A 26,846-nucleotide genomic window follows, 5' to 3' on the forward strand; every position below is an offset into this window, starting at 1 on the left:
CTGAGCTAACCCTCCCCTTGTAAAGGGGGGATTAAGGGGAGTAATAATGTGACGAAAATCACAGCTAATCACTTTTCAAACACCCTTTAGAATAACTTCTTCAAGTCATCATACTTCTCTTTACTTAAACGGTAGATTTCTGGACTGGGTTTACCTACAATATGCCCTTGGATGTAATGAACACCAAGTTCTTTGAGACGACGTAAACTCATTGGACTAGTCTCATCGACACCTTCAACAATCACAATAGATGGATTGAGATTATTTGCTCCAACTAGTTCATGAACAAAGCGGATAATAACGTCACTTGGTTGATAATATAAAAGATTTCTATCAATTTTTACATGAGACGGGTTTAATCCTGCTAGGCGAGAAACTGAAGCGTAACCAACGCCAAAGTCATCAATTGCAAACCTAATCTGAAATTGCCTAACATATTCTAGCAATTTATTTTTAAAAAAAGACAAAGGAGAATCCAAACTAGTACCATCTTTGTACTGTGGTAACTCTGCTTTTTCAGATATTTCTAAGATGAGGTTTCTGGAAGTAATAACTTTATCTTTCAAAACTTCACGAACTGTGTCAAAATAAGGTGCTCTTATCAGAGATTCTGGGTAGACATTAACTGATAGTGGTACTATGTCTTGAGCTCTATTAAGTTTTGATTTTTTTCTTGCTTCTTGATAGCTTGTGGTAGCAGTCTTGAGAAAATACTGATCCAATTCAATACTGAATCTTGGACCCCACATTTCTGCAGCTTGAAACAAATCTGAAGGAGCAATTAATGTATCAGGATCTCTAGCTAAAGCTTCCCAACCACTTATAAACAATTCATCAGCATCCAAATTAAGAATAGGTTCAAAATAAATAATCATCTTCTGAAGACGCTCACAAAATAATTTGAATCTCCTTTCATATAAAGACGCTGCAACAAATCCAAAATCTCTTTTTAAATCATCAAGAATAACAGCTTCTACTAGCGCAGGTTTAAGTAATAATTTATGGCAAGCGTGATAAAAACTTGATAAAATTCGCCCGTATACATCTCCCAAAAGATAAGAATCTTGAGGTATACCACAAACAACTATAACCTCAGCTTTTGGTAAGTTTTTTAAAGGTATGATTACAAAAGCTCTAGTAACACCTTTTTTATCTTCATGGAGTCTATAGATACCATGATAAGCAGGATTAAAAATTGATATTCGTGAAATAGTAGGTAAAATATGCGAATTTAAAGTATTATGATAAATGTCACTATCTATTATGTCCTGAGAATAATCACTTTGTGATTTAATATACCAATTTTCTTGCTTATCGATACATATAATAAATACAAAGTCTGCTTTGGAAGAGTGTCTAATCGCATTCAAAATATGATTATCAATATCAGAATTCTTCTCCAAATTAGTGATTGCTATTTTTTCTAATTGTTGGATTAAATTGGTAATGAAATCTTCATATGGTTCTAGAAAGTTACGTAATTGAGAGGTTTGTGGAGCCATCTCGTAGATGTCTCCCGATGGTTCTGCTTTTCCTAAGCTAATTTTTCCATGGCTAACGTTTTTAAAATTTTCAATATTTTGTTTTGTTTTTATATTACTCGTTTGAGCAATAACAATGTCGAAACCGGCATCTTTTAATACAATAATTTTCGGCTTCATATTAACAGCAGTTTGCTCAATTTTATGACAAGCATACTTATGTAGTTCGCGTGCAGTAATCTGACCATCTTTGTCTAAATCTCCTGCTCCTGTTTTTATTCCTTCTACTAAGTAACGGGTGTAGACTGAAATCTCAGATCCTTGTTCTTCAAAGGAATATTGAGTCGAACTAGAAGATGCAAGAACAACCCGCCCTTCAGCACCAAGTTGACTTTGTAAATCTATGGAACCGTCATCCTTTGCTACCAAAGAAGGCTCAAATGCTCCACTAAAGCAACAATCAAGAATAATAACCTGTCGCCTAGGATAACTGTTATTCATCTGATCATGAATAAAACTTGCAGGAACCGCAGTTGATTTAATTAACTGATTCGTTGAATGTTTTTGGGTAATTCGAGAGGCAAAATATAATCTACCATTTTCATCCTTGATTCCGTGTCCAGAAAAGTACAACAGTAATATATCTTCTTTCTTGCGATTAGAGAAAAAAGTTTCTATTTCAAGACACATTGTATGTGTGTCCGGATTGATAAGGGTTTTCACCTCATCAAAACCACTTATTTCTGGATGCTGTAACACTCGCTGCATAGCTTTTACATCTTTGACGGCAGCTGGGAGGCTTTTTAACTCCGACTCGGACTCATACTCACTTACACCAATTAATAATGCTATCTTTTTAGTCATTTTCTTCCGTGATACAAAAAATTGTAAATATGTAGGTAGAGGTTCCACACTATCTGTTAATAAGCAATAGTGCTTAAAGTATTGCAAAAAATGAGAAATAGAGAGAAACAAGCCAAAAAGCACTCACACGGCGGAGTGGGAAAATGATTTTTCTGCCCACACCCAGGTTTCAGTCATGTCTTGACAACACTCCAAAGCTACAGATTCTTCCGGATATGATGAAACGTCGGAAACTCAATTTTTGCTCAAGTGTTGCTCCCGCCTAATTTTGATACGTACTATTTATTCTTAACTCATAAGCTCAGTATATAAGTCAAATTCATACATTTTTTTATAAAATTTTCAGCAGATTTTCTAATTGACAAAAGTAAAATCATTTTCATTACTTAGTAATCATACCACTAACCCGATGCTTGCTAATAAACGTTGCAATCAGCCGTTTAGCTTGAATCATAAGCTTTTCGGCAATTGGAGATGAGCGAATAAAGATTGCTTTTTGCTTCCCCAACCATCAGTCAAAAACTGACCAACGCTGAAACAAAAGTTACACTGAAAAGTTGACCTGATGATATAAAACGCTTGAAGACTAAAGTAAGGCAGATTTATTCTTTAAGTTTTGTATAGGAGTAATGGGATTCGGTGATAGGGTGCGATCGCATGATTGTAGAGCATCGTTGCAAATCCCACTCATGTTGCTGTGGATGCGATCGCTGAACTGATACCATTTCACGAAAAAAATGAAAAAGATGGGTAGGTTGGGTTGAACGAAGTGAAACCCAACAAAGACAAGGCTTTGATGTGTTGGGTTTCGTTCCTCAACCCAACCTACATTTGTATCAATCATTTTTTGAATTGGTATGACATCTTGCACCATTGTGAATCAGCCCGATATACCGCCCAGAACTGAAGTTCTGGGCTAATAGCTTAAGTCCATTGAAATGGACTGAAATCCTTGAGCAGTCCTCTTGAGAGGACTTTAGCTATCAGCCAGCGATTTCAATCGCTGGCTGGCTGACAACCCTGGTACAAGATATCAGTGAAGGGGTACCAATACCGCGAACGATCATGTAACGTTAAGATAGAGGGTGATTTAACTTGAAAAGAATAGCAGGGTCGGAGGTATAGATCAGGCAAGTAAAAAGTCAATACTTATTGTTTTCTTTTATAAAAATAAATAATTTGAGCTTTTATTAATAAAGATAATGCCGTCTCCTGAGCAGCGCAGAAAATTAAGAGATGCTTTAATCCATGCCTTTCCTGATAAGTCATCCCTGGAACAACTGCTGGATTACAGGCTAGATAAAAACTTAAACCAAATTACTAAGGATAGCAATTTAGAAGAAATTACTTCTGAGTTAATAAAAAGAGCAGCAGCCGAGGGATGGTTTATTGATCTAGTCCGTGCAGCACAGAAGGAAAGACCAAAGAACTCTAGTTTACAAGCTATTGCCCAAGAAATATTGTCAAATCACGGAACAACTTCCAATAATATAAGCCCAGTGTATCTGGTAAAAACAAGTATTTATTGGCTGGGATTGCTTGTTGTAGGTGGGGGGTTGTTCGCAACAATTCATTTTGCTATCTCTCGTCAATTCCCAGAAGCATTCATATCTTTATCTTTAACAGTGATTTTGACACTGTTTATCGTTGTAGCAAACTTCTTTTCTCAGGTTTTAAATCGACTGTTAAAAAAGTGGGAGCTAGAGCAAGAGCAACTCGCATCTCGTTTTGCAGATGCAATTTGGAGTGAGACTGAAGTTTTGTTTTGGAAATTTACCTCACCCTTTAAGGAACAGTATTACCAAAATTTAATTTATAAATGTCGTGACTTTCGTACTCAGGGTTTAAAAACCAAAGGACCATTCACGCTCGATTTAGAGAAAGTATTTGTTCCTTTGAGAATCGCACCAGAAAGCTTGGATAAAATTTCCGCAGCAATAATTCAGGCTAGTGGTCAAGCTAATAATCACAGTATTTGGAATTTTTTAGTAGCAGGGAAAAAAGAGCCTGCATATCGCCGCATTGTAATCATTGGTTCGCCTGGTTCGGGAAAAACAACACTGTTAGAACATTTGACGCTAACTTATGCCAAAAATACCCAGCGGCGACAACACCCACAAGCCCCAACGTTAATTCCTATACTTTTATATCTACGAGATGTACAGTATATCATTGAACGGGAGCAACCAAGCTTAGTGATATTGCTTGAAAAGCAGAAATTGCTTCCCTCGGTTAGATGGTTTGAGAATATCTTACATCGTCAGCAATGCTTAGTAATGTTGGATGGATTAGATGAAGTAGCAGATTCTAACATTCGTAAGTCAGTAAGTAGGTGGATCAATCAGCAAATGCAAGATTACCCTAATGCTATTTTTCTTCTGACTTCAAGACCGTTTGGTTATAAAAGTGCGCCTGTGCAAGCAATAACAACAATTGTTAATGTGCAACCCTTCAATCTAGACCAGATGCAGATATTTATTCATAATTGGTATCTGCAAAATGAAGTCATGGGCAGGCTGGGAAAAGATGATATAGGAGTGCGACAAAAAGCTCAGAATAATTCACAGGACTTGATTAATCGCATTAAAAATTATCCGCCTTTAACAAAAATGGCGCTGAATCCACTACTGTTGACAATGATCGCTACAGTTCATTGTTATCGCGGTGCTTTACCAGGGCGTCGAGTAGAACTATATGCCGAAATATGTGATGTTCTATTAGGAAAGAGACAGGAAGATAAAGGAATTGTAGATAAACTTTCAGCCGACCAAAAGAAAGTAGTACTGCAAGTGCTGGCATTTGAGCTAATGCACAGGGAAACTCGTGAATTTACACCTGATTTAGGCAGTTCTATTATAGCTACTGAGTTAGCAAAAGTAGTAGGTAGTTACTCAGATTCACAGGATTTTATCAAAAAAATCGAAACTATTAGTGGATTACTGGTGGAGAGAGAAAAAGGCGTTTATGAATTTGCCCATAAAAGTTTTCAAGAGTATTTAGCAGCCATTCATATTCGAAAAATAAACCAAGAGCAGATCTTAATATCAAATATCAATAATTCTTGGTGGGATGAAACTATTCGTCTTTATGCTGCTCAAACTGATGCGACTAGTTTGATTCGTGCTGCTTTGGCTACTCCAACTGTTAACTCTCTAAAAATAGCCTTAGATTGCCAGGAAGAGGGTTTAAGTGTAGAACCAGAAGTAAGGCAACAGCTAACAGATAAATTAGAGGCAGGATTAGAGTCAAAAGAGTCAGAAATATTTAAATTAGCAGTACAAGTAAAATTGGCAAGGAGATTGAGTAGTTTATCACGAGTTGATGAGCAAATAGAAATTGATAGCACATACGTTACTTGTGCTGAATATCAATTATTTCTTCAACAAGCAGATGAATCTTGTAAACCGCAAGACTGGCTATCTAATAGGTTTCCTGATGGGAATGCCAAAACACCAATCACTAAAATTAGTTGGACAAATGCTTTGGCTTTTTGTAGTTGGCTTAATCTGAATGCTGACTTCCTAAATAGGAATAGTATCGAAGATAATGGCGTGTACTACTACAGGCTACCCACTTTAGCTGAAACTCAAAATTATTTGCCTAAAGAATATAAAGATTTAGGATGCTGGACTATAGATGGTGGTTATCAAGGGGAGAAAAGCATTCGTTTAGTCAAAAACCGAGTTGAGCAAGACTACATTAAAATCGTGAATGAACTGGCAGCAGGAAATTGGGCGAAAGCTGCTCAGGAATCAGTACAAGTGATGCTTAAATTAGCTAATCGAGAAGACGAGGGTGCGTTTGATGTTGCGGCGATAGAAAAAATTCCTAGATCCTGTCTTAGCACTATCTATCAGCTTTGGGTACAATTTACGTCGGCGTCAGGAGGCTCACCTTGTTCGTGGTTGTTAAATGCTTCTAGCAACAGCAAAGAAATTTTCTCTGCTCTTGTGCAAAAGCATCATCATTATGGGATAGAGTGTTCACCACCTTTGTTTGCATTCAATGTAGTCACCGTCAACGCCAAAGGACAGGAAATTCAATGGGAGCGTCGTCAAGCCGAATACTTCACAGAAAACCTGGGTAACAATGTCATCCTAGAAATAGTTGCCATTCCTGGTGGAACATTCCTCATGGGTTCACCGGAAGATGAAGCTGAACGTTACGACACCGAAAGCCCCCAACATGAAGTAACTGTTCCCCCCTTCTTCATGGGTAAGTACCCCGTCACTCAGGCACAATGGCGGACTGTGGCGACTTTCCCCCAAGTTAATCGAGAACTCAATCCGAACCCATCGTACTTTAAAGGAGATAATTTACCAGTAGAACAAATTTCTTGGTATGAAGCGCTAGAGTTTTGTGATAGAATATCGAAACATACTAAACGACACTACCGACTTCCTAGTGAAGCAGAGTGGGAGTATGCTTGCCGTGCGGGCACGACAACCCCCTTCCATTTCGGCGAAACAATTACGCCGGAGTTAGTAAATTACCACGGCGAGTATACATATGGCTCTGCGCAAAAAGGAGTACATCGTGAAAAAACAACAGTAGTAGGCAGCTTCAATGTTGCGAATGCCTTTGGTTTGTACGATATGCACGGTAATGTCTGGGAATGGTGCGCTGACTGCTGGCAGGAAAATTACAAAGAATCGTCTGCAGACGGTGGCCCTTGGATAAGCCATGAAATTAATGATAAAGATTTTCAACACCGGATGCTGCGCGGTGGCTCCTGGTCCTTCAATCCCTGGTATTGCCGTTCGGCGTGTCGCCTCAATGACGACGGTCCCGACAACAGGAGCAACTTCATCGGCTTTCGGGTTGTTGTTTCCGGCGCGAGGACATAATTCTTTACACTTTTGCCCTTTGTCCTCTACACTTTTTCTTTTTCCCTACCCCCCGCCGAAGGCGGTCGATATTTTTTTATATTTTGCACGACTATCAATAGTATCTAAGACGGGGTAGATTTTGTCAAGTGGGTTTTGCAGTTCATTCTTTATCAGGAACCGAAGTCACTAGTTTTTCCCCTTTAAGCATCCTTGCTGCTGCTTCAAGTAAAGCTTCTTCAAGATAGGGTTTAGTAAAGTAACCGCTAGCACCTAGTTGAATTGCCATTTGTCTGTGTTTATCTGCACCTCGTGAAGTGAGCATGGCGATGGGCAAGTGGTTAAGATTAGAATCTTTTTGAATCCTAGAAAGCAATTCTAGCCCATCACATCTTGGCATTTCAATATCGCAGAAAACTATATCACAAGGTAGCCCAGAACGGAGTTTATCCCAAGCTTCCTGACCATCACGCGCCTGTTCTACGCGATAACCTGCTTTATTAAACGAGAGAGAAAGCAACTCCCTAACAGTGATGGAGTCATCAACAATCAGTACTGTTGGATCAATTTTAACAGCAGGAGCTTCTACAAAGGTGGAAGATCCTTTTTGTTCCCAAAGGGTAACACCACGTTGTTTAGAGGTTCTTCCTTGGAAAATATCAACAATTTCTAGAACGTCAGCAATAGGCATAATACGACCATCACCTAAAATTGTCGCACCTGCTACACCAACTGGTTTAGGTGCTGGTCCTTCAAATTGCTTGATCACTATTTCTTGTTCGCTCAGTACTTGGTCAATTTGTAGCGCAATAAGAGTATTTGCCGATCGCACAACAACAACAGAAATCATGTCATCTTCGCGATTCCCACCATACACATTACCACGACTAAGCTGGCGATTATAGGTTAAAAGATCCTTCAGCGGTCGCAATGGCAACACTGTATCACGCCAAGGAATAAACTTTTGCTGATTAGCATCTTCCTGAATATTTCTTACAGGTATGTCTAGAGTGTCTTCTACCCCATCCATTGGAAAAGCTATACGTGCTTTATCTGAGACGCAGCAGAGTGCTTTGCAAATACTTAGGGTTAGCGGTAGACGAATAGTGAAGGTGGTTCCCTTACCTAGAGTAGAATCAATGGTAACCGTCCCTCGGACTTCACTGATTCTAGTAAGCACTACGTCTAAACCAACACCACGCCCAGCTAATTCATCTTCTTGGTCTTTCGTTGTAAAACCTGCTTGAAATAGCAAATCGTAGACTTCAACATCAGACATGTTTTTAACATGTTCTGCTGTCATGATACCTTTCTTAATTGCCTTTTCCTTTACCTTTTCAGAATCAATACCTCGACCATCATCTTGAACAGAGATAATGGTTTGGTTACCTTGATGAAAAGCGCGAACAGTGATAACTCCTGAGGGTGGTTTCCCTAATGCTTCTCGAGCTTCTGGTGGTTCGATACCATGCGCGATCGCATTATTAAGTAAATGAGTCAGTGGGCTTTTCAGGTGTTCTAGAATCATTTTATCGATCAAGGTATCGCGCCCTTCGATCACCAGTCGTGCTTGCTTGCCATACTTAATAGCACTTTCCCGTACCCCTCGCTCTAGTGGAGTGGTGACTTCCGAGAAAGCTTCCATACGACTTCGCGTAATTCCCTCTTGTAACTGGTTAGTCACCTGCCTAAACTGTCGTGCTACTTGCTCAGTTTCTTCAGTAACAAAGTCTATATCACTCGCTGACTCACGCACCCGTACAATTAGTTCAATCATTTCCTGAGACAAGGTATGAAAGGGAGTAAACCGATCCATTTCTAGTTCAGAAAAACCCCTGTCTGTTTCCGCGTGAGTTCCAAGTCCATAATTTTTGCGGCTAGCTAGTAGAGATGCTTCTAATAGCGATCGCTCATACAACTCCTGCATCCTTGTGCCTACGTCCGATAACTGTTGCACCTGAGTGAGCAAATTATCTAGAGATTGTCGTAGGCGTTCTTGATCCTGTTCCAAGGTGTTACGGTTTACAACCAATTCCCCAACCAAATTGCTGAGATCGTCCAAATGCTTAACTGGAACCTTCATCAGTTGTTCAAATCTGGGAGTCCGGTTAGCAGGAGAACGTGGTTGTAAATCTCCTTTTACCATCTCGACCAATTCCTTAAATTGATCGTTAATGTCTCCTTTTGAAACAGTTGGTTGAACCTGGTTTTCTGATTCAATTTGATTTGGTATTAAACTTAGTAATTCTTCTAAAGCTGCTATTTCTTGATTTGGTAAAGAAACATCTCGTTTAGGTGATGCTATTTCTAAGTTTAACAACTCATCCAGTTTGGCAAATTCATCTAGATTGTCTATTGGTTCTCCGTGTTCTATTCTATCTGCTTGTGCTTCTAGATAGGACAATACAGCATCTTCATTTTCTACAATTTCTGAATTTGTTGTTTGATTGCTTGGTGAATCGTAATTTTCGGGTTCGACCACTTTTGCAACTTCACTTACTGATGCTTCCGATAAGAAATTCAGCGAACCAGATTCAGCATCAACAAGATTTAGTAAACTCTCTATCGACTCGTCAAATTCATTTAATGAAAAATCTTGTGTGTAAGTATCTAAATTATCCGTATTATTAAATAATTCCTCTTCTGCTTTTATCTCATCGTCTTCTAACAATAAATCATCATGAAAATCCTGTTTTAAATCTTGTGATTGCTTGATAATTTCAGGAGCAGTAGTTTCTGTGAAATCAAATACTGCCTGCAAATTATTGATTGTTTCTGTGTCTACAAGCTCTTCACGGTCATGGAAGGGATGTTCATCTGTAAAAGTTATATTTGATGAAGCTTCTGTGCTAAATAATTCGTCTGCGAGATCACGTTCTATGGCTATAAAAGGACTGTGTATAGTAAAATTATCTGAGTGTTCTGCCGCTGTATCCTCAGCCACGACAGGCGAAGGCTGCTTGCTTTCTACCTTAAGAAGACTAACCGAATTTGTAAACTCTGGCGTCAACTCTAAAGCTTCTGGTGAGAAGTCTGTTGGCTCATTTCCAGACTGAAGATGATTGCTTTGCTGTTGGGGAAGGTTAAGAACATCAGGATATAGTTCGCCATGTTCAATATTTGAAGTAATTTCTGAATCTGTTGGTGCTAATTCCCCAAATAGATCATGGTCAGCATTTTCTAAGAACATCAAATTTAGCTGTTCTTCTGACTGCAAGTTAATATCCAGTTGTTCCAAGTTCAAACTTTGTTCAGTCGAAGATATAGGCTCTGTAATATCACCAAAAATATTGTCATAAGCTGCCGCAGCATTCAGAATGTCGTCTAAAGATTTTGCTACATCTTCCTCAATTAATGGAGAAAGCTCTTCTTGCTGACTCTCTTGTGGACTTTGCTGCTCCCAAAAATGGTACTCAGTATCTTCTGGTATAGATGATATATGATCTTTTGTTGTCGCAAAAGTATCCAATAGATTAGTCGATGATACCTCGCTCTCGAGCAATGCTAGGTCTTCTTCTGGATTTTTAACGAATAGATCATCTAAAGAAGAAATTTCATCTTTTGGTGAAACAATAAGATTGTCTGAATTTGAACGTTTATCTACTTTCTTTTCTTGCTGTTCAACTTCTTTTATGGGTAATTTATTATCTTCAATGTTTTCATTGTTCAATACCAAAGACGCTTTTTCTTGAGCGACTTGATTGTCATAACTAAACTCAATAACCAACTCTGGAACTGATTGATTTTCATTTTCCGAATCTTCTTGTTCTAGGAAGTCGTCACCAAACAACTCTACAAGAGTAAGCTCGTTATTTTGTTCATCTGTTTTATTAGAACTAGGATTCGTTTCTTGTTCAAATAAAAATTCAAATTCGCTATCAGTATTTTTGGTATCGCTATTACTTAAATCAATCCCCAAGTCCATACCAGTGGACATATCTAGGATTTCCACTTGCTCCCAGGTTATCTCGAGATCTGGAGTTTCACCTTCAAACAGATCAGCAAGACTATTTAATTCATCTCTTCCCACCTCAGGAGGATTGTGATCACCAATAATACCAGCAAAAAGTGGCTCGTCTTCTTTTTCTGTGTTGTCAGTATCAAATGTAAAGGATAGCTCCGTTAAATTACTAATACAGTCTTCTGGTTCAAGCTCTATAACGATTGCAGGAACAGCCGGTTCGAGGACATCTTCTTCTTGCTTTGTTTCAGAAACGGTTTGCTCTTCGGTTAGAGAGTCGGCTGTGCTAAAAAGTGGAGTTTCGTCTGATATTTTTAAAGATTCTGCTGTAATCTGACTCGGTTCCTCTACTAAATCAATCTCTAACAATTCAATTTCTGGTGCGGGGATCAGGGATTCGAGTTGCTTACTAATTACAATTTCGCCTTCCTTGTCTGCTAAAACTAATTCTAAGGATTGTTTGATGTCTGTAATAACAGTTTTTGCTAAGGTGAGATACGTGTTTTCAGTATTCGCGATCGCACTTGCAGCTTTACGGCACAAATTAGACCAATTTAACCAATTTAATTCTTCACCAAGCTGAGCTAGTTTTTGACAACACTCTTCCAAGTTCCGTCGTGTTTCAGGCGTTGCTGATTGCTTAAACAATTGCAACATTTCTCTAAGTATTTGTATAACTTGAGCTTGAACCTGTTGCTTTGTATCAGTTTGTGAAGATAAAGAAGCTACAGATTGGTGTGCGGGCTCGTTCACAGACGATACGATTGTGGAAGGCGTATCCACTTGATTGCTTGTTTTTTTCTCCTCAGCAACTGTACTTATTGATACTTGTCTACCTCCTTGTTGTACCAGTTCTTCTAAATGCTCGTGCAACCACTGGAATACTGGTTCTGCTTCTGACATTAAATCGTTAGCTGCTTGTTCGGTCAATCCAAAAGGTTGCTGTAAATGTTCTAACAACGCTTTCAAGGTATCAGATACCCCAAGAAACAAAGACTCTAGCTTTTGGTCAACCTTAACTGGGTGTTCTTTTAAAACTTTGAAGCAGTCTTCCAGACGGTGAGATGTGTGCTGAATGCTACTCAACCCAAGCATTGCAGCTCCTCCTTTAATAGAGTGAGCCGCCCGGAAAACTTCATTAAGCATCTCCGGGTCGTTCAGGGTACTCTGAAGACTCAACAACCCCTGTTCAATTGTATTCAGGTGGTCTTTTGCTTCCTCTATAAAGTAACCTAAAATGCGCTGTTGTTGTTGTGGCAGCATAGTCAAAGTTAGTTGTTAAGTTATTAGCTGTTTAATTAAAGCAAAGCGCTATTAGTAAAAGTCAGTGATAAATTAAGCTTACCGTTGTTTTGACTTTTGACTTCCCGCAGGGCGGGCGGTTACCTTGTTGTTTCCGCAGTTTCTACCCGGAAACGTTCTACGGAAGCAATCAAGTCACGGGACACACCTACTAAGTGTTGTAAAGCACCGGAAACTCTTTGTGCTTCCTGAGATGTGTCTTGGGCAGTCAGTTCCACTGATTGCATTACCTGCGCCACAGCGCGGGAAGTTTCAGTTTGTTCGACTGTATCCGTGGTAATTGAGCGAACTAGAATATCAATGCGCTTTGCTACTTGAATGATATTTTCTAGCGATCGCTTAGCTTCTTCCGCTAATCTTGTACCTTGTATGACTTGTTGTGTGCCTTCTTCCATAGCGGTCATTACTGAACCTGTTTCGCTCTGGATCTGCATAACAATTTGTTCAATTTCCTTCAACGATTTAGCAGATTTATCCGCCAACTGGCGTACTTCATCTGCGACAATCGCAAAGCCTCGTCCAGCTTCTCCAGCACGTGCCGCCTCAATACTAGCATTAAGTGCTAACAAATTTGTCCTAGAAGCTATTTGAGAAATTAATGCGACGATTTTAGAGATTTCTTGGGAAGATTCTGCCAGCCGTTTTACTTTGCGTGTTGTTTCAGCAACAGTTTCCCGAATTTCTAAGATCCCTGCCACTGTATTCTCCACTGCATCCCCACCCTTAAGAGCAAACGCACTAGCATCACGAGCTACAGCTTCTGCCTCCCGCGCTGCTTCGGCTACCCTTTGGATCGAGTCAGTCATAACTTGTACTGAATTAAGCGTTAGCCCCAACTCTTCTGCTTGTCGTAAAGCATCACTAGATAAAGCCCTAGCAAAGGTTTCTGAATTAGTTGCCCCCTTAGTTACGTCTCTAGCTGCTACTTTTACCTGTTGCACGATATCTCGCAGGTTTTGAATTGTCAGGTTAAAAGCATCAGCAACAGCCCCAAGTACGTCAGCTGTTACCTCTGCTTGCACTGTCAAATCTCCCCTAGCGGCTCCTTCTACATCGTCTAATAGGCGAATCACTTGGCGTTGAAGGTTTTCTTTCGATTCCTCCATTTCTTGGGCTTTACGTGTTGCTTCATTTGTTGTTGTAAAAATAACACGAGCCATTTCATTAAAGCCAGTTGCTAACTGCCCAAATTCATCTTCTGAATATACCGTGGCTTGGACATTAAGATTGCCTTGACGTACAGCATCAAATTGTGCTTGCAGATCTTTAGTTGTGCGGCGAATTTGCCGTACTGTTACACTACCCATTAAGCCTGTGGTAGCAAAACCGCTCAATCCTGCTGCTAGTGCCATTGCCCACCCTGTATTCCGCACTGACTCACGTTGATGGGGTGGGGACAAGTTAGCTGAGATAAAGCTGACTGTAGCTACAACTATCGCTGAGACGATGCCTACAGCACCAGCGACCAACCATTGTTTTTTCTCGAGAGGAGCATTTTCCAGTGGTGCCAGCAGCCCTTGTTCAACTGAGACTTGAGGTTCTATTTTCGAGACGTGGGGTGGTTGAGTAAAAACCGGAACCGCTTCTTGTGAGCCGGTTATACTGAACAGTTCTGCATCACGATAGTCACTCGCTTCACTCTGTAAAATTTTACTCTCTTTGATTGCTCGAGAGTTAGAGTGTAGCTGTGAGTCACCAAACGAAGAATCGCCGGTAATATCAAATCCAGGAATTTGTCCTAAATCGTCAAATTCGTCGAAGTCTTCTAAAAACTCTATATTGCTGCTCTGAGAAAGATTTTCAGTTATTAGACTGCTTGTGTCTTCATCGTGAGATAACTCTTGTGATATGAAACCAGAGTCAAATCTTTTCAAACTTAAACTGTCGTCGCTATCGAAGTTAGTGTGGTTATTTCTAGACTTTGAGAATCTCTGCTGTTGTTGCCATGAAAAATCGGTATCTAAAGATGAAGAATCTTCAATATACATCCTTGAATTAGATGTTTTTTTGAAGTCCTGCTCCTCTGAAACGTAATCTTGAATTTCTCTAGGTTCCTCTAAATGCTCTACATCTTGCGATAAATAGCTGTTTTGTTCAAAAGACAACTCTTGCTGATCGGTTAAAAGAGTCTTTGTTGCCTTTTCTTCTATCACTAAAGTTTCATCTTCAAAATTTGAGTTCAAATCTTCATAACTTTGTTCCGAGAAGCTTTGTTCTGTGGAAGACAGATGATTTTCGCTCTGAGAAAATGGTGCTACGAAGTTATCATCGTTTTTTGATTCTTGAAAAGCAGTACCTCTGATATCTTCTTCAAGAAAATGTGGAAACTCTAATTCTGCTGCATGCCCGTTATTAGTTTCATCCAATTGATGTAAAACAAAAGGATTTTCTCCAGATTTTGATATTAAAGGTCCCACAGTAATGTCTGTGGGCATATCAAATTGACTAGATACATCATCAATTTTTTTGACATCTTTTTTGCCATTAATGGTTCCTAAATCTTGCGATTCTTGTTCTTTGGTAAATAGAGTTTCAGTGATATCTGGTGAATTGACTTCCTCATAATCACTTACTTCATCAACTTTACTGAATTGCGCTTCGTATTGGCTAATGTTCTCCAATCCATTTTTGGCAAAATCACTAATTTCTGGATCTGCTGTTAGCTCCAGAACTTTTTGATATTCTTCTCTGGCTGTGTCATACTGCTGTAAAACGTTGTAGATGTGACCCCTTAATAAATGGGTATTAGGATCGTTGGGCAAAGAAATCACTGCCTGGTTAATTAAGGCCGCCGCTTGTTCGTAGTTTCTTTGTATGTAGGCTTTATAAGCCTGTTGATATGTCTGCTCGTAATCATCTATACTTGCTGCCATTTCCTGTCTCCCAATTTTATCCTGCCCACCGCGCACTTCGTAAAATTGCTGTCTGATCAAGCAGTCGTAGATACTGATTTTTATTTGCATCTACTAACCACTCTCCCTTTAAAAAGGGAGCCATCGCATCTGGCACATGAGTTGATGGTATCAGATGCTGTACATCTAACCAGTCCATTCCCCCAATTTCTTCTACTGCCAAGCCCACTGTAGTGTCTTGCTCTTGAATAGCAATCACTGAAATTTCTGCTCGATCAGTGTTTAAAGCAGTTGCTTCTCCTAAAAATTGACCCAAATCAGCCACCCAAATAACTCGACCTCGTAAATTTAGGGTACCCAAAAGTAAAGGCGAAGCATTAGGAATAGGAGTGATTCTATCAGGACTTAGTTGAATAACTTCTCGAATACCGGTAGCTAGTAGTGCAAACTCCTGATTAGAAGGAATGTAAAACCTCAAATATAACTCACCTTCTGGACTTTCTACTCGTAGTTCAGGACGGAAGTGGTCTTGTCCACTACCACCAAAAAAGTCCGGTTTGCTAGTCATTTTATGTTCATCCTTATCCTCGCAGTAATTGTTTGACTGTTCCTACCAGCTCGGTGGGTTGAAACGGTTTTGCTATGTATGCGTCTGCACCCTGCTTCATCCCCCAGTAACGATCAAATTCTTCTCCTTTGGAAGAACACATAACTACGGGGACATTTTGGGTTTTCGGGTCGGATTTTAACCGACGGCAAACTTCATAACCGTTCATCCGAGGCATGACAATATCTAATACAACCAAATCTGGAGGTGCAGTTTGAATTGCTTCTAGTGCTTCTACTCCATCGGTAGCATGGGCGACTGTTAGACCACTCGCTTTTAGGAGATCTGTAATCATCTCCCGTTGTGCAATACTGTCTTCCACGATCAGAACTGTACTCATACAATGTTTATATACCTCCTGATGTAGATCTTCCATATAGGAATGTTCCCTGATTTCTCTGCCAGCATTTATTGTATAAATTAATTCTATCCCTTCATAACGTTGGTTTTGTGATAATACTTTTTACTCCATATAACCTCGGATCAACAAGTGTTTGGTTTTTCACCTGGATAATACGTTTTGTCAAGATAGTTCTCTACTAGTACGAGTAACTGTGTCTCGTCAAAAGGTTTTGTCAAATAATCTGTTGCGCCTACCATTCTTGCTCTGGCTTCCTCGAGCAAATCCCCTTCACCAGTAAGCATAATAATTGGTACTAGCCGAAAGGCTCTAGACTGCCGAAGCATTGCACAAATCTCGTACCCGTCTAATTCTGGCATGGCAGCGTTGCATAAAATTAAATCAGGTTTCATTTGAAACACAACACCAAGCGCTTCTAACGGGTTATGGATGGCGATCGCGTCGTACCCTTTTGAGAGCAAAATAGATTTGATAGCTTCACAAGATGTCGTTTGGTGATCAATACACACTATGCTTGCCTTTTGGCTAGTGTCCCGATCTAGCAACAAGTCTTGTTCGTCTGTGTCAAGGTAAACTAGTTCCATCAAACCCTGTTGTATATACGGATATATTGCCTTGGCAACAGTCAATATATCTCGGTTAAGATAGCGAGATAATTGACGCAGTGATGTTTTGCCATCTGTCCACTGCTGTAGCTTATTCAGTGTTATTGCCGGTAGTGAGGAACGTAGCTCTGCTAGATCAGCAAGTACAGGAAACTGGTCAGCAGACTGGATATGTGGATACAATAGCTTCCACTCTTGAACCTGTTTAATAATTTTGGTCAGAGTAGGGGCAATCTTCAAAGTAGTCAGATGAGGCGCAAGAGCAAAACCTTGCTGGAAAATAAAATTACCATAGCGTAGATTTAGCAGGTCAAAAACAGTCTCATAGACCAAACTGTGGATGATACGACGAGCTTGTGATGGTTTAATAACATTCTTTTTTAAAAGCACCCACAGATAATCATACTCTGGTAAATTCAGTAAACCCAAGGCAGCAAATGGTATTTCCTCTATTTGTAGATTGACGTTGTGATGACGCAAATTGTCACTGATCTGGGATAAATTTTTATTTTTATCAACTTTTTGGGCATAGATAATTTCGCCGTTGAAAAAAAACACCACCCAAGACTCATGCCCCATGCCCCATGCCCCATGCCCCATGCCCCATGCCCCATGCCCCATGCCCAATGCCCCATGCCCCATGCCCCATGCCCCATGCCCCATTTGCGGTTACCGCTGTAGGCTTCGACAAAGAGTACTCCAGTTCGTTGCCCCAACGAAATCAATTGCAGGATACTGGCAATATCGATTTCATGTAAATTTCCCTGCATTTAGCTAGAAAGCGCTCCTTCCAATTGTATCAACCTTTTCTAGCATACTTAAATAAACCTAGTAAAAACACGGTGGACATTCCCACTACAATAGAGACAAGATAAAACAGTGCAATATAATATTTTTTACTTTATAAAACACGAGATGTCTCGTACAAATTTGCATTTAGTTGTTTTATTTTCCTAGAAATAGCTAAAAAAAAAGAAAAATGAAAGTAATATATTTAATGTATAGCCTGAAACACTGGCATCAAGTCCATCAAAAGGATTAAGGGTGTGCTCTATTTAGCAGAAGTACAAAAGCAGAAAGGCGGCCTACTGGGTGGTGGTAGCAAAACTGAACTGAAATTGCTAGCTTGTCAGAAAACTGACCAGAGTTGGACTACGGTGTCGGAAGAAGTTATGACCGCTGAAGACGCTAGCAAGTTAAATGATGGAGCGCTTGTACTAGTTGATGTGAATCCAAATCGTCAAATACAGAGGATTCAGGAAGCTGGACGTCCGCTAGTTAACATCCTCCAGAATTTTTCCCGTCAGTTAGAGAAATTTAAAGTCAAAGAAGAAGAAATTGACCAGTGGAAGCAGTCGTTAACGTTTCAAGCGCAAGAGTTGAATCACCGCGAAATGGATATGGAAGTGCGTTTGGAACAGCTGCAAAAAATGGAGGAAGACTTTCAACGCCTAGAAACGGAAAAAGAAGAAGTTAAAACATCCCGTGCAGAAGTTTTGCGACAGCGACAAGAACTAGAAGGAGCGTGGGAGCATTTGCGGGGTGAACGCAACCGTCTAGAGGAGCTTCAAGCCCTTTCTCAGCAAGGAACTGTGTTGGATAAGGAGCAAACTCAGGGACTAACCAACTTGCTAGAGTGCCTTTCTAGTAGTGATGCTCCTACAGACAAAGTGCAGGAATACCTAAATCTTGCCTTTGAAATGGCAAACCGTCAGCAAGATCTTCTTAACCCACATTGGCAACAACTAGAGCAGCAAAGAACCGCGGTAGATCAGCAATTTTTGGAAATCGATCAGTTAGCTCAAATTTTAGTTGAACGTCAAGACCAATTGCAGCAATCCCAAAATTCCTTGGAGCAGGAAGCAGCAGAGTTAAAAGTTAATATAGCGAATCTTAATAGTAAGCAAAAGTATGCGTCGATGCTAAAAGAGCATTTGCGCTCATTAGAAAATTTATATCAGCAACTACAATCTTTAACACCAACACCTGGCAGTGTAGTTTTTAGCCAACAGATTAATGTTGAAGCTTTGGAGAAGATGCCGCCAGAAGAATTGGAAAGGATTATACAAGATTTAGATGCTAAGTTAAATATTGATTCTAGCTTTGTTAATGATCAGGAACAAGAACTGAAATACAAGCAAGAAATTATCGAACAACTACAACAAAAGATTAACCAGAACCCAAATTCAGGAAGATCTGAATTAGAAGCGGAGTTGGCTGAGGAAAAAGACTTATACCAAATGCTCAACGAAACTTTGGTAGGACAACGCCGTAATTTGTTTCAACATCAACAGCTTCTTAAACAACACAAAATCATATTATTTAGGCGGCAAGGAAAGACTATTGATAATGAACTAAATGATCCTCAAGTTCTTTTTAGCCCAATTTTGTCACAAATTGAAACGCAGCGAAAACAACACTCAGAGGAACTACAAAATTTAGAATTTGAGATTTCACAAATCAGTGCTAGTATTGACCAAGCGCAAAGATCCTTTGAAGATCAAATGCAACAGCAGGAGATCAAACGTCAAGAATTGCAAACTATTCAAGAAAATTTGCTATCGTTGCGAACACTAACAGCAGAATCTTTGGGTAGGGTTAAGCTATATCAAGAAGCACTACAGCCAATTCAAGATGCTCTAGATGGTCTAAAACAGAAGCTACAAGGAATTGCAGAAGCACTAACTCAAATACAGGAAACTGGAGCTTATCAACTTCAATCGGTTACTCAAATGCGTGAGGCTTTGTTATCTAGGCTTCAACAGTAATAAAACTCGTGGGAATACTATTAGAAGTAGGGCGATCTGCCATTAGGCGGATCGCTTCACTATCGCACCTTTAATGATTGGGAAAGTTATTCGTATTTAAAGGTACTGAGGAATTCATCGATTGCCCAATTTTAGAGAGAATATCGAATAATACTTGCTTTTGTGCTGTTACAGCACGTAAATCAACTGCTTGGGATTGCATTTGAGCGATCGCGTCAGTTTTTTGAACCGCTAAGCTAAGGAGATTACCTACCAATAAAGCGAATTGAATTTCAGAGGTTTTCCAGTTACGAGCTTGGCTACACTGGTGAATACACAACAAACCCCATAAATCATTATCTTTCACTATCGGCACAACTAGTATGGCTCTCACCTGAAGTCGGGCAAGCATCTCAAGATAGCAATCGCTCAATCCAGCATTATAAATGTCAGGAATTGTTCGAACACGTCCTTGACGATACTGAGTTATATTCGTTTTCTGGAAACAGTTATCTTGAATCTGTAATGAAAAAGCACCAACAAAATCTGCTAACACATCCTCTGCAACAATTTCGCCCTCAGCAAGATCAGTATTGGGCTTAAATCGGTAAATAACAACACGATCAGCATGAAGAAACTGGCGGAGTTTTCGGGTTATGTTAGTAAAAATAGCATCAACCTCAACCGATTGGGCCATGGTTGTAACCATTTCTAATAGGATCTGCTGTTGCTGTGTGATCTGTTGTGCTGTCTCGACAGACTCTTGAGGCTGAGTATTCAAATTATTTTTGAGTAGATCTATTTGTTGAGTCAGCTTATACTCGTGAATTGCTAAGGCAAATTGTTTACCCAATTGTTGCGCCAATTCAATTTCTTCGCGAGTCCAGTCTTGAGCCTGTGCCTTTTTGGATTGTTGCCAGATCTCAAACGATTGACGCGGGTATAGTTGGCGTTGATCTGGATCAAACTCCCCTGCCCAGAGAGTAGCTTTTTCGGCTTCGTCACGGAAAACACTAAGGTATCCCAACATTTGGTGACGATACTGCAATGGGATGATTAATATACCACGAATTTGAGTCGGTTTGAAAGCAACTTGTAGAGTTCGTAGCTCAGGAATTTGATAAATATCTGAAATTGCCCATACGTCATATTCACTAGACTTATAGTGATCTTGCCAGACGCAATATTGCTCCATTAGTGGATATCTTGCTGTTTCCGGTATTACCGGTTGATTGCCACAGGTATAAATATTATAGTAATTGCTAGAGTTGGTACTATGGGCTACTGAATTAATGACACTAGAGGTGTCGAAATTAAATACGTTGTCTCTAATGTAGAGTCTACCACCAGAACCGTTGAATACAGCAACAGTTTCTTCTAAAGCTGGTTGTAACTCGATCGTAGACGATGAATGTAGAAGAGTGTTAATATGATTTAGGATGTTTTCCTTTTTGGCTCTTTCACGCCCTTGAGTAATGAAGGCGTGTCGGGAAATGCCCATCGCAAGATCATTAGCGACTCTTTGCATAAGTTCTAATTTCTCTTCAGACAGCACCAATGGCTCACTGTTGTGAGACACTAGTAATCCCCACAAGTCTTTGTGATGAAAAATGGGTACTACAACAGAAGAGTACACGCCCATAGCGGTTAAATATTCTACATGACAAGGGTCAACAGGGCGGTAACGAATCTCCTCGGAAATAAGATCACCATTCTCTAACTCAAGTACAGCACTTTGACCGATCTCTTGAGTGTCAACGTTAACAACTGAACGTACACGGGACTTGATAAATAGTTCACGTGCATGAGGGGGTATATCATCGGCTGGAAAATTTAACCCCAATAGGGATGGTAAGCGATTATCTTTAATAGACTCAGCAATAACCTGACCGCTAGCATCCGGATGGAATTTATAGATCTTGATCCTATCTGTTCCCAAAAAAGAACGTAACTCATTTACTGTGAGAGATAAAATCTCTGGCAACTCTAGTTTTTGAAGAATGTAGTTTTTAATCCGGAGTACCAATTTTTCTGAATCAACACCGATTTGTATTTCTTCGTTTTCAAGAGGATTCATCGAAAGACTGAGAGTAATATTAGAACAATTTCTTAGTATTTAATGAATTAGCTAGGATCATGGATTTGTTTAAAAAACTTTACTAAACAACAATACCTACTCAAGTCACTGGTAAAAATAAAAAATGGTTCAAATTTGTCAATATTTCCAACGATATATATAAGGGCTTCCAAATATAAGAGTTTCTATTTCCAAAGATAGACGTAGATCTATCTAAGTGTAGAAATTCTATCGATCATTTTTTAATAGATCATGATGTAATATTTGCTGTGGTAAAAAACCATGTAAAACCCAATTAAAGGCTGTTAGTTATCAATTTTTTTAACTTCTGAATGCTGTCGGATTCAAAATCGTTGACTCATAAAGACAGAAAAAGTGTATTCCAATCAATCACCGATGGTCTTGCTCCCTTGTTTACTATCTCAAAAACTTTTCCTTGACAATAATCATTCGTGAACTACCCCACCGCTAGGCGGATGGGGCTTCTGTACTCATAGGGGTGTGCCTCTGTTTGGACGAACCTCCCGTTGGTCTTACCTCCCCTCCTACAGCAATGACGGGGTTCCCTCCGCCAACAAGCTGACTAGACGGGCTAGCAGCCAGTTTTAGAATCCGAATACCCTCTGCTCTGATATTGTGTGCAGCGTTCCCATCCCTATCATGGTGAGTTTTGCAATGAGGACAAGTCCACTCCCGGACATCCAAGGGCATCTCACCCATTTGATAGAAACAGTTAGAGCAAAGCTTGGACGAAGGGAACCACCTATCAATCTCAACCAACAAGCCGCCTTTACGTTCTAGCTTGTAAGCTAAGAAATTGGTAAACATCCCCCATCCTGCATCGGATATTGATTTAGCTAGGTTGTGATTACGAACCATACCCAAGGTATTTAGATTCTCCACTACAACAACTTGGTTTTCGTTGACCAGCTTAGTAGACAGCTTTTGTAGAAAATCTTGCCGTGAATTACACAAGCGTTCGTGAACCTTAGCAACAATTCTTTTAGCCTTGAATCTTGATTTGCTCCCGTCCTTTTTACGGGCTAATTTCTTCTGTTTGCGCTTGAGGTTTTTCTCGTGCTTAGCAATGTGTCTGGGGTTGCTGAACTTGGATACTTTCTCACCATTGCTCACTACTGCAAAGTGCTTTAATCCCAAGTCAATCCCAATCACATTTCCTTCAGATGAGGTTAAGAGTGCTTCCCCCTCTACCTCAAATAAAATAGCTGCAAAGTACTTGCCAGAGGGACACTTGCTCACAGTAACAGTCTTGATTTTCCCCTCAATTGGTCGATGAATAACAGCTTTGATTTCACCGATACCACCGGGAAGCTTGACGATATTATTCTCAACTTTGACGTTTTGAGGGTACTGAATAGACTGCTTATCTCTCTTTGACTTGAAGCGCGGAAACCTTGCCCGACCATCAAAGAAATTCTTGTAAGCTGTGGTGAGGTTAAGTGTTGTAGCCTGCAATATTTGGCTATAACAATCGCCTAACCATTTTGTTTCTTCAGCTTTCTTGAGTCCTGGTAGGAGTGCGTTGAGTGCTGACTGAGATAAACCCTTCCCAGTGTCTTTGTAAGTCTCAATTGACTTATTTAGTGCATAGTTCCACCACCAACGCGCACACCCGAAAGCTTGCGCTAACTGGATTTGCTGTTGTTCATCTGGATATATGCGAACTTTAACGACTTTGCGCAACACTCAACATCACCTCCCTGTTTCTGCTATTTTACTACATGACGATAGTTCTAGTAAGAGTGTTCCCAGAGCTTGGAAAAATTTCCTAATTTTTCCCGCTATCCATCCCCACCGCAAGGCGGATGGGGAATTCCGCGAATTCGTTAAAACCTTCTGACAGCAGTTTGCTTACTACAAGCTGTCCGACTCCACCAGTTGCACCACTAACCAGTACCCTTTCTTCAACAAAATCGCGGGAGTCCCCAGGCTGCTTCGCAGAGCCTGGGGAGGGATAGCGGGACACCGGAAGAATGGAGGTGTCCAAACTAATTATCGGGAAACGCATAGCTTAGGACTCCTTTGAAGCAAGCGGACGTTTTTAGGATTGAACTGCCCCAACCGTGACCAATCATGGTCATAAAGCGAAATATTCTTAGTTTTAGTGGTATCGGTGAATCCACCAATCCAACCGCGCTTGAAGCCACCTTTTTGAGAAGCCTCGACATAATCGCCAGAGCGGAACCCAAAGGGTGTAACCGTTCCACCTTGCCGCTTAAGAATCCCGCCCTTGCTATAATTTTCTTGGTGCAGTTTGCGTCGAAATAGTTTAGGGCGGCATAGGCACCAGCATAATAATCAGACGAGGGTTATTTTGCGCTTAGTACTGTCTGTAAGGTATTAAGTAATTCCTGTAATGTGTAGGGCTTGGATAAAAAGGCTTGAACACCGACTGCCAAAGCAGAATTAACATTAGCAGTTTCGGTTAGTCCACTGATAGCAATAATTAAGACCTCTGGATTAATTTGTTTTAACATTCGGATAGTGGTTAACCCGTCCATTTCGGGCATAAGCATATCCATTAACACAGCACTGATTTCATTCTTATGCTGTACATAAAGTGCGATCGCCTCTATACCATCACTTGCTTCAAGTACCTTGTAATTTGATGTCTCCAGTGATGTTTTAGCTATCTGACGGATATTGGCTTCATCATCAACAACGAGAATTAACTCTCCCTGTCCTCTTGGCAATTCTTTGTTTAAAGCTTGTGGTGTTTCTGTGCCTAACACAGCTGGCAAATACACCTGAAACTCAGTTCCCTTTCCAACACTACTATCTACAGTCACAAAACCACCATGGCTTTTAATAATACCTAGAACTGTTGACAAACCAAGCCCTGTACCCTTACCGTGCTCTTTTGTTGTAAAAAAAGGCTCAAAAATTCTCGTCAAGATTTCAGGAGTCATCCCTGTTCCTGTATCTAACACATGAATACAGCAATAGTAACCAACTTGCGCGTCAAGATTCATTCGAGCATAGTTGTCGTCTATAAAGACATTCTCCGCTGAAAGCTGGAGCATACCACCATTCGGCATTGCATCGCGGGCATTTACAACTAAGTTCATTAAAACCTGATGTAATTGTGTAGCATCTCCACTAACAACCCAAAGATCTGGTGGAATATCGACTTCCAGTGCTATTGATTTTGGGAATGTCTCTTTGATAATGTGCCTAATCTCCCACAGCAAATGGCTAACTTGTAAGATAGTGTGTTGACCTTCCATTCCACGCGCAAACGACAGAACTTGTTTGACCAAAGCTGCTCCTCGTTTAGCACTTTTCTCAATTGTTGTCAGCAATTGCTGACGCTTGTTGCCTTTAATTTGTGCTTTCAGCAAGAGTTGAGATGACATAATAATTGGTGTGAGCACATTGTTTAAGTCGTGAGCAATCCCACCCGCAAGTGTGCCAATACTCTCTAGACGCTGAGTGCGAAGAAACTGTGTTTCTAATTGTTTTTTCTCTGTAATATCAGTATTAACGATAAGTATTGATTGGGGTTCTCCTTCTAGGTCACGTACTAATGTCCACCTGCTTTCAACAATGATTTCCTTACCATCTTTTCGTACCTGAGTCAACTCCCCTTGCCAAGAACCACGCTCAATCACACACTGCTGAGCTTGTTGAAATTCACGCGAAGTTTCTTTGTAAAGAAGTTGATGGATATTTTTGCCCAAAGCATCCTCTGCCTTCCAGCCATAGAGGTTTTCGGCACTTTTGTTCCAAAATCGGATATCATTATCTAGTGAGCGCACAATAATCGCATCAGTAGCAATATCAAGTAAGGCTGCTTGTTCACGGATTTTTTGTTCTGACTTTTGGCGCTCGATAAGTTCAGTGTGGATCTGCTCAAAAAGTAGGGATTGCTGAATCGCGATCGCTACCTGCATTGCCAAATGTGTTAGTAAATCTATCTCCAATTGCTGCCATTGTCGTGGTTCCGAACACTGGTTAGCCACTAGCAATCCCCATAACTGTTCGCCTTGCACAATGGGGATAACTAAATTGCTCCTAACCTCAAGCTCAGCTAATAAGTTAACATGACATTCCGATAAACCTGCTGTGTAAATATCTTCTACAGCTTGATTTCGCCCTTGCTTATACAGTTCACGGCAAGCATCTTGAGCAAAAAAGGAGTCTGTGATTTTTGCTCCTAGTATCGAAGACCAACCAGGAGTAACAGATTCGACTGCTACATAACCACTCCAATCTTCGCAGAACCGGTAAATGAATGCTCGTTCACATTGAAGAAAGTCTTTCACTTCAGACACTGTAGTGCTGAGAATTTCTCCTAGGTTAAGAGAGGAACGAATCCGCCCCGCGATCGCGCCCACGAGTCTTTCTCTTTCAGCTTGTTGTCGCCACACTTCTTCTTGACGCTGACGCGCAGTCAATTCAACAATTTTTGTTGCTCGACTTTGGCGTTCTTGCCTAACTTTGTCTTGATAGTAACGGAAAAAGTCACCCAATTTAGGTTCTTCCTCCAGTAAGGAAGGTAGATGAGCAATGACTCGTTGATCTGCTTCGTATTGAACTTCAGGATTGGCTTCCATCCAGATATTACATGTCTTCACATAAGCAATCAACGCAATTAAATGTTGGTAATTTACAGGTTTGAGAATTCGGCGCAGTTCTTGACGACAATGCTCTGCTTCCTCTGGTGCTAAGGCAATAAACACTGCACAATAGAATAAACTGCTTTCTATTGTCGAATTTAAATGCGTCCACACACTTAAGGAATCTAGCTCCTGTGCTAGTAGTATTTTAAGATGCTGATCAATTTCTACTGGATCTGGAATTGGAGATTCAAGTAAGTCCAAAACTTGCTGTCCGTCCATCCCGAGGGGACGTAAGCTACAGCTGTGACAAACCATACAGTACGGAACAGCACAAAACCTGGAGAAATAGGCAGAAAGTTTTTCTTTAAATAGATTTGGTAGCGGATTATCTACATAAGCAGAAAGTGTCTGTTGCCATAGATTTTCCAACACCTGTGGAGTTTCTATCGCCGGTTGGAAAAAAGGTGGGATGAAACCAAATTTAGCCTTAATCTCTGCTAAAATTTCCTCACTGGTACGCCCTAAAGTTGCGTTAGCTGTAACGTGTAGTTCTTGATTCAATTCTGGGCGCATAATCTTT

The 26,846-nt window shown here is 40.3% G+C and carries 12 protein-coding genes and 1 pseudogene; 2 read left to right on the top strand and 11 right to left on the bottom strand.

Features of this window, described 5'->3' with window-relative positions; translation table 11 throughout:
* Positions 1 to 86 precede the first annotated feature (86 nt).
* Positions 87 to 2,345, bottom strand: coding sequence for a caspase, EACC1-associated type (locus G4P69_RS03070; protein WP_208344263.1), 2,259 nt, complete (start codon positions 2,343 to 2,345; stop codon positions 87 to 89).
* Positions 2,346 to 2,931: 586 nt separating this feature from the next.
* Complete coding sequence (locus tag G4P69_RS03075) at positions 2,932 to 3,219, bottom strand: hypothetical protein (protein WP_208344262.1); 288 nt, start codon at positions 3,217 to 3,219, stop codon at positions 2,932 to 2,934.
* Positions 3,220 to 3,547: 328 nt separating this feature from the next.
* Here G4P69_RS03075 and G4P69_RS03080 point away from each other — a divergent pair, with 328 nt between their 5' ends.
* Complete coding sequence (locus tag G4P69_RS03080) at positions 3,548 to 7,192, top strand: SUMF1/EgtB/PvdO family nonheme iron enzyme (protein WP_208344261.1); 3,645 nt, start codon at positions 3,548 to 3,550, stop codon at positions 7,190 to 7,192.
* A 142-nt stretch (positions 7,193 to 7,334) separates the two neighbouring features.
* Here G4P69_RS03080 and G4P69_RS03085 read toward each other — a convergent pair whose 3' ends face one another.
* From G4P69_RS03085 to G4P69_RS40390, 6 genes and pseudogenes are all read right to left on the bottom strand, one after another.
* Complete coding sequence (locus G4P69_RS03085; RefSeq protein ID WP_208344260.1) at positions 7,335 to 12,395, bottom strand: hybrid sensor histidine kinase/response regulator; 5,061 nt, start codon at positions 12,393 to 12,395, stop codon at positions 7,335 to 7,337.
* Between the two features lie 119 nt (positions 12,396 to 12,514).
* Positions 12,515 to 15,307, bottom strand: coding sequence for a methyl-accepting chemotaxis protein (locus tag G4P69_RS03090; protein WP_208344264.1), 2,793 nt, complete (start codon positions 15,305 to 15,307; stop codon positions 12,515 to 12,517).
* 16 nt (positions 15,308 to 15,323) lie between these two features.
* Positions 15,324 to 15,854 carry a chemotaxis protein CheW gene (locus G4P69_RS03095; RefSeq protein WP_208344259.1) on the bottom strand — a complete coding sequence of 177 codons (531 nt, stop codon included), beginning with the start codon at positions 15,852 to 15,854 and terminating at the stop codon, positions 15,324 to 15,326.
* A gap of 13 nt (positions 15,855 to 15,867) precedes the next feature.
* Entirely contained in the window at positions 15,868 to 16,233 is a 366-nt protein-coding gene (locus G4P69_RS03100) for a response regulator transcription factor (RefSeq protein ID WP_208344258.1), read from the bottom strand.
* Between the two features lie 143 nt (positions 16,234 to 16,376).
* Positions 16,377 to 17,522, bottom strand: coding sequence for a response regulator (locus G4P69_RS03105; RefSeq protein WP_208348364.1), 1,146 nt, complete (start codon positions 17,520 to 17,522; stop codon positions 16,377 to 16,379).
* Between the two features lie 50 nt (positions 17,523 to 17,572).
* Positions 17,573 to 17,629: pseudogene (locus G4P69_RS40390) on the bottom strand (hypothetical protein); the annotation flags it as partial.
* Positions 17,630 to 17,905: 276 nt separating this feature from the next.
* Between G4P69_RS40390 and hmpF the strand changes: the two are divergent.
* On the top strand, positions 17,906 to 19,627 hold the full coding sequence (hmpF, locus tag G4P69_RS03110) for a pilus motility taxis protein HmpF (protein ID WP_208344819.1): 1,722 nt from the start codon (positions 17,906 to 17,908) through the stop codon (positions 19,625 to 19,627).
* Positions 19,628 to 19,697: 70 nt separating this feature from the next.
* Here the strand turns inward: hmpF and G4P69_RS03115 are convergent, their stop codons facing one another.
* The 3 genes from G4P69_RS03115 to G4P69_RS03125 all read right to left on the bottom strand — a co-directional run bounded on the left by G4P69_RS03115 (position 19,698) and on the right by G4P69_RS03125 (position 26,110).
* Positions 19,698 to 21,683 carry a GAF domain-containing protein gene (locus G4P69_RS03115; RefSeq protein WP_208344818.1) on the bottom strand — a complete coding sequence of 662 codons (1,986 nt, stop codon included), beginning with the start codon at positions 21,681 to 21,683 and terminating at the stop codon, positions 19,698 to 19,700.
* Positions 21,684 to 22,151: 468 nt separating this feature from the next.
* A complete protein-coding gene (locus G4P69_RS03120) occupies positions 22,152 to 23,390 on the bottom strand; it encodes an RNA-guided endonuclease InsQ/TnpB family protein (protein ID WP_208344817.1) in 1,239 nt (412 codons plus the stop codon).
* A gap of 623 nt (positions 23,391 to 24,013) precedes the next feature.
* Positions 24,014 to 26,110, bottom strand: a complete 2,097-nt coding sequence (locus G4P69_RS03125) for a hybrid sensor histidine kinase/response regulator (protein WP_310834068.1) — start codon at positions 26,108 to 26,110, stop codon at positions 24,014 to 24,016.
* Positions 26,111 to 26,846: the final 736 nt, after the last annotated feature.

It is taken from the genome of Aetokthonos hydrillicola CCALA 1050, assembly GCF_017591665.1.
Taxonomy (GTDB): domain Bacteria; phylum Cyanobacteriota; class Cyanobacteriia; order Cyanobacteriales; family Nostocaceae; genus Aetokthonos; species Aetokthonos hydrillicola.

Excerpts from the sequence above, each read along its gene's own strand:
- G4P69_RS03070 (WP_208344263.1), bottom strand. The coding sequence starts at position 2,345 with ATGACTAAAAAGATAGCATTATTAATTGGTGTAAGTGAGTATGAGTCC.
- G4P69_RS03075 (WP_208344262.1), bottom strand. The coding sequence starts at position 3,219 with ATGGTGCAAGATGTCATACCAATTCAAAAAATGATTGATACAAATGTA.
- G4P69_RS03080 (WP_208344261.1), top strand. The coding sequence starts at position 3,548 with ATGCCGTCTCCTGAGCAGCGCAGAAAATTAAGAGATGCTTTAATCCAT.
- G4P69_RS03085 (WP_208344260.1), bottom strand. The coding sequence starts at position 12,395 with ATGCTGCCACAACAACAACAGCGCATTTTAGGTTACTTTATAGAGGAA.
- G4P69_RS03090 (WP_208344264.1), bottom strand. The coding sequence starts at position 15,307 with ATGGCAGCAAGTATAGATGATTACGAGCAGACATATCAACAGGCTTAT.
- G4P69_RS03095 (WP_208344259.1), bottom strand. The coding sequence starts at position 15,854 with ATGACTAGCAAACCGGACTTTTTTGGTGGTAGTGGACAAGACCACTTC.
- G4P69_RS03100 (WP_208344258.1), bottom strand. The coding sequence starts at position 16,233 with ATGAGTACAGTTCTGATCGTGGAAGACAGTATTGCACAACGGGAGATG.
- G4P69_RS03105 (WP_208348364.1), bottom strand. The coding sequence starts at position 17,522 with ATGGGGCATGGGGCATGGGGCATGGGGCATGGGGCATTGGGCATGGGG.
- G4P69_RS03115 (WP_208344818.1), bottom strand. The coding sequence starts at position 21,683 with ATGAATCCTCTTGAAAACGAAGAAATACAAATCGGTGTTGATTCAGAA.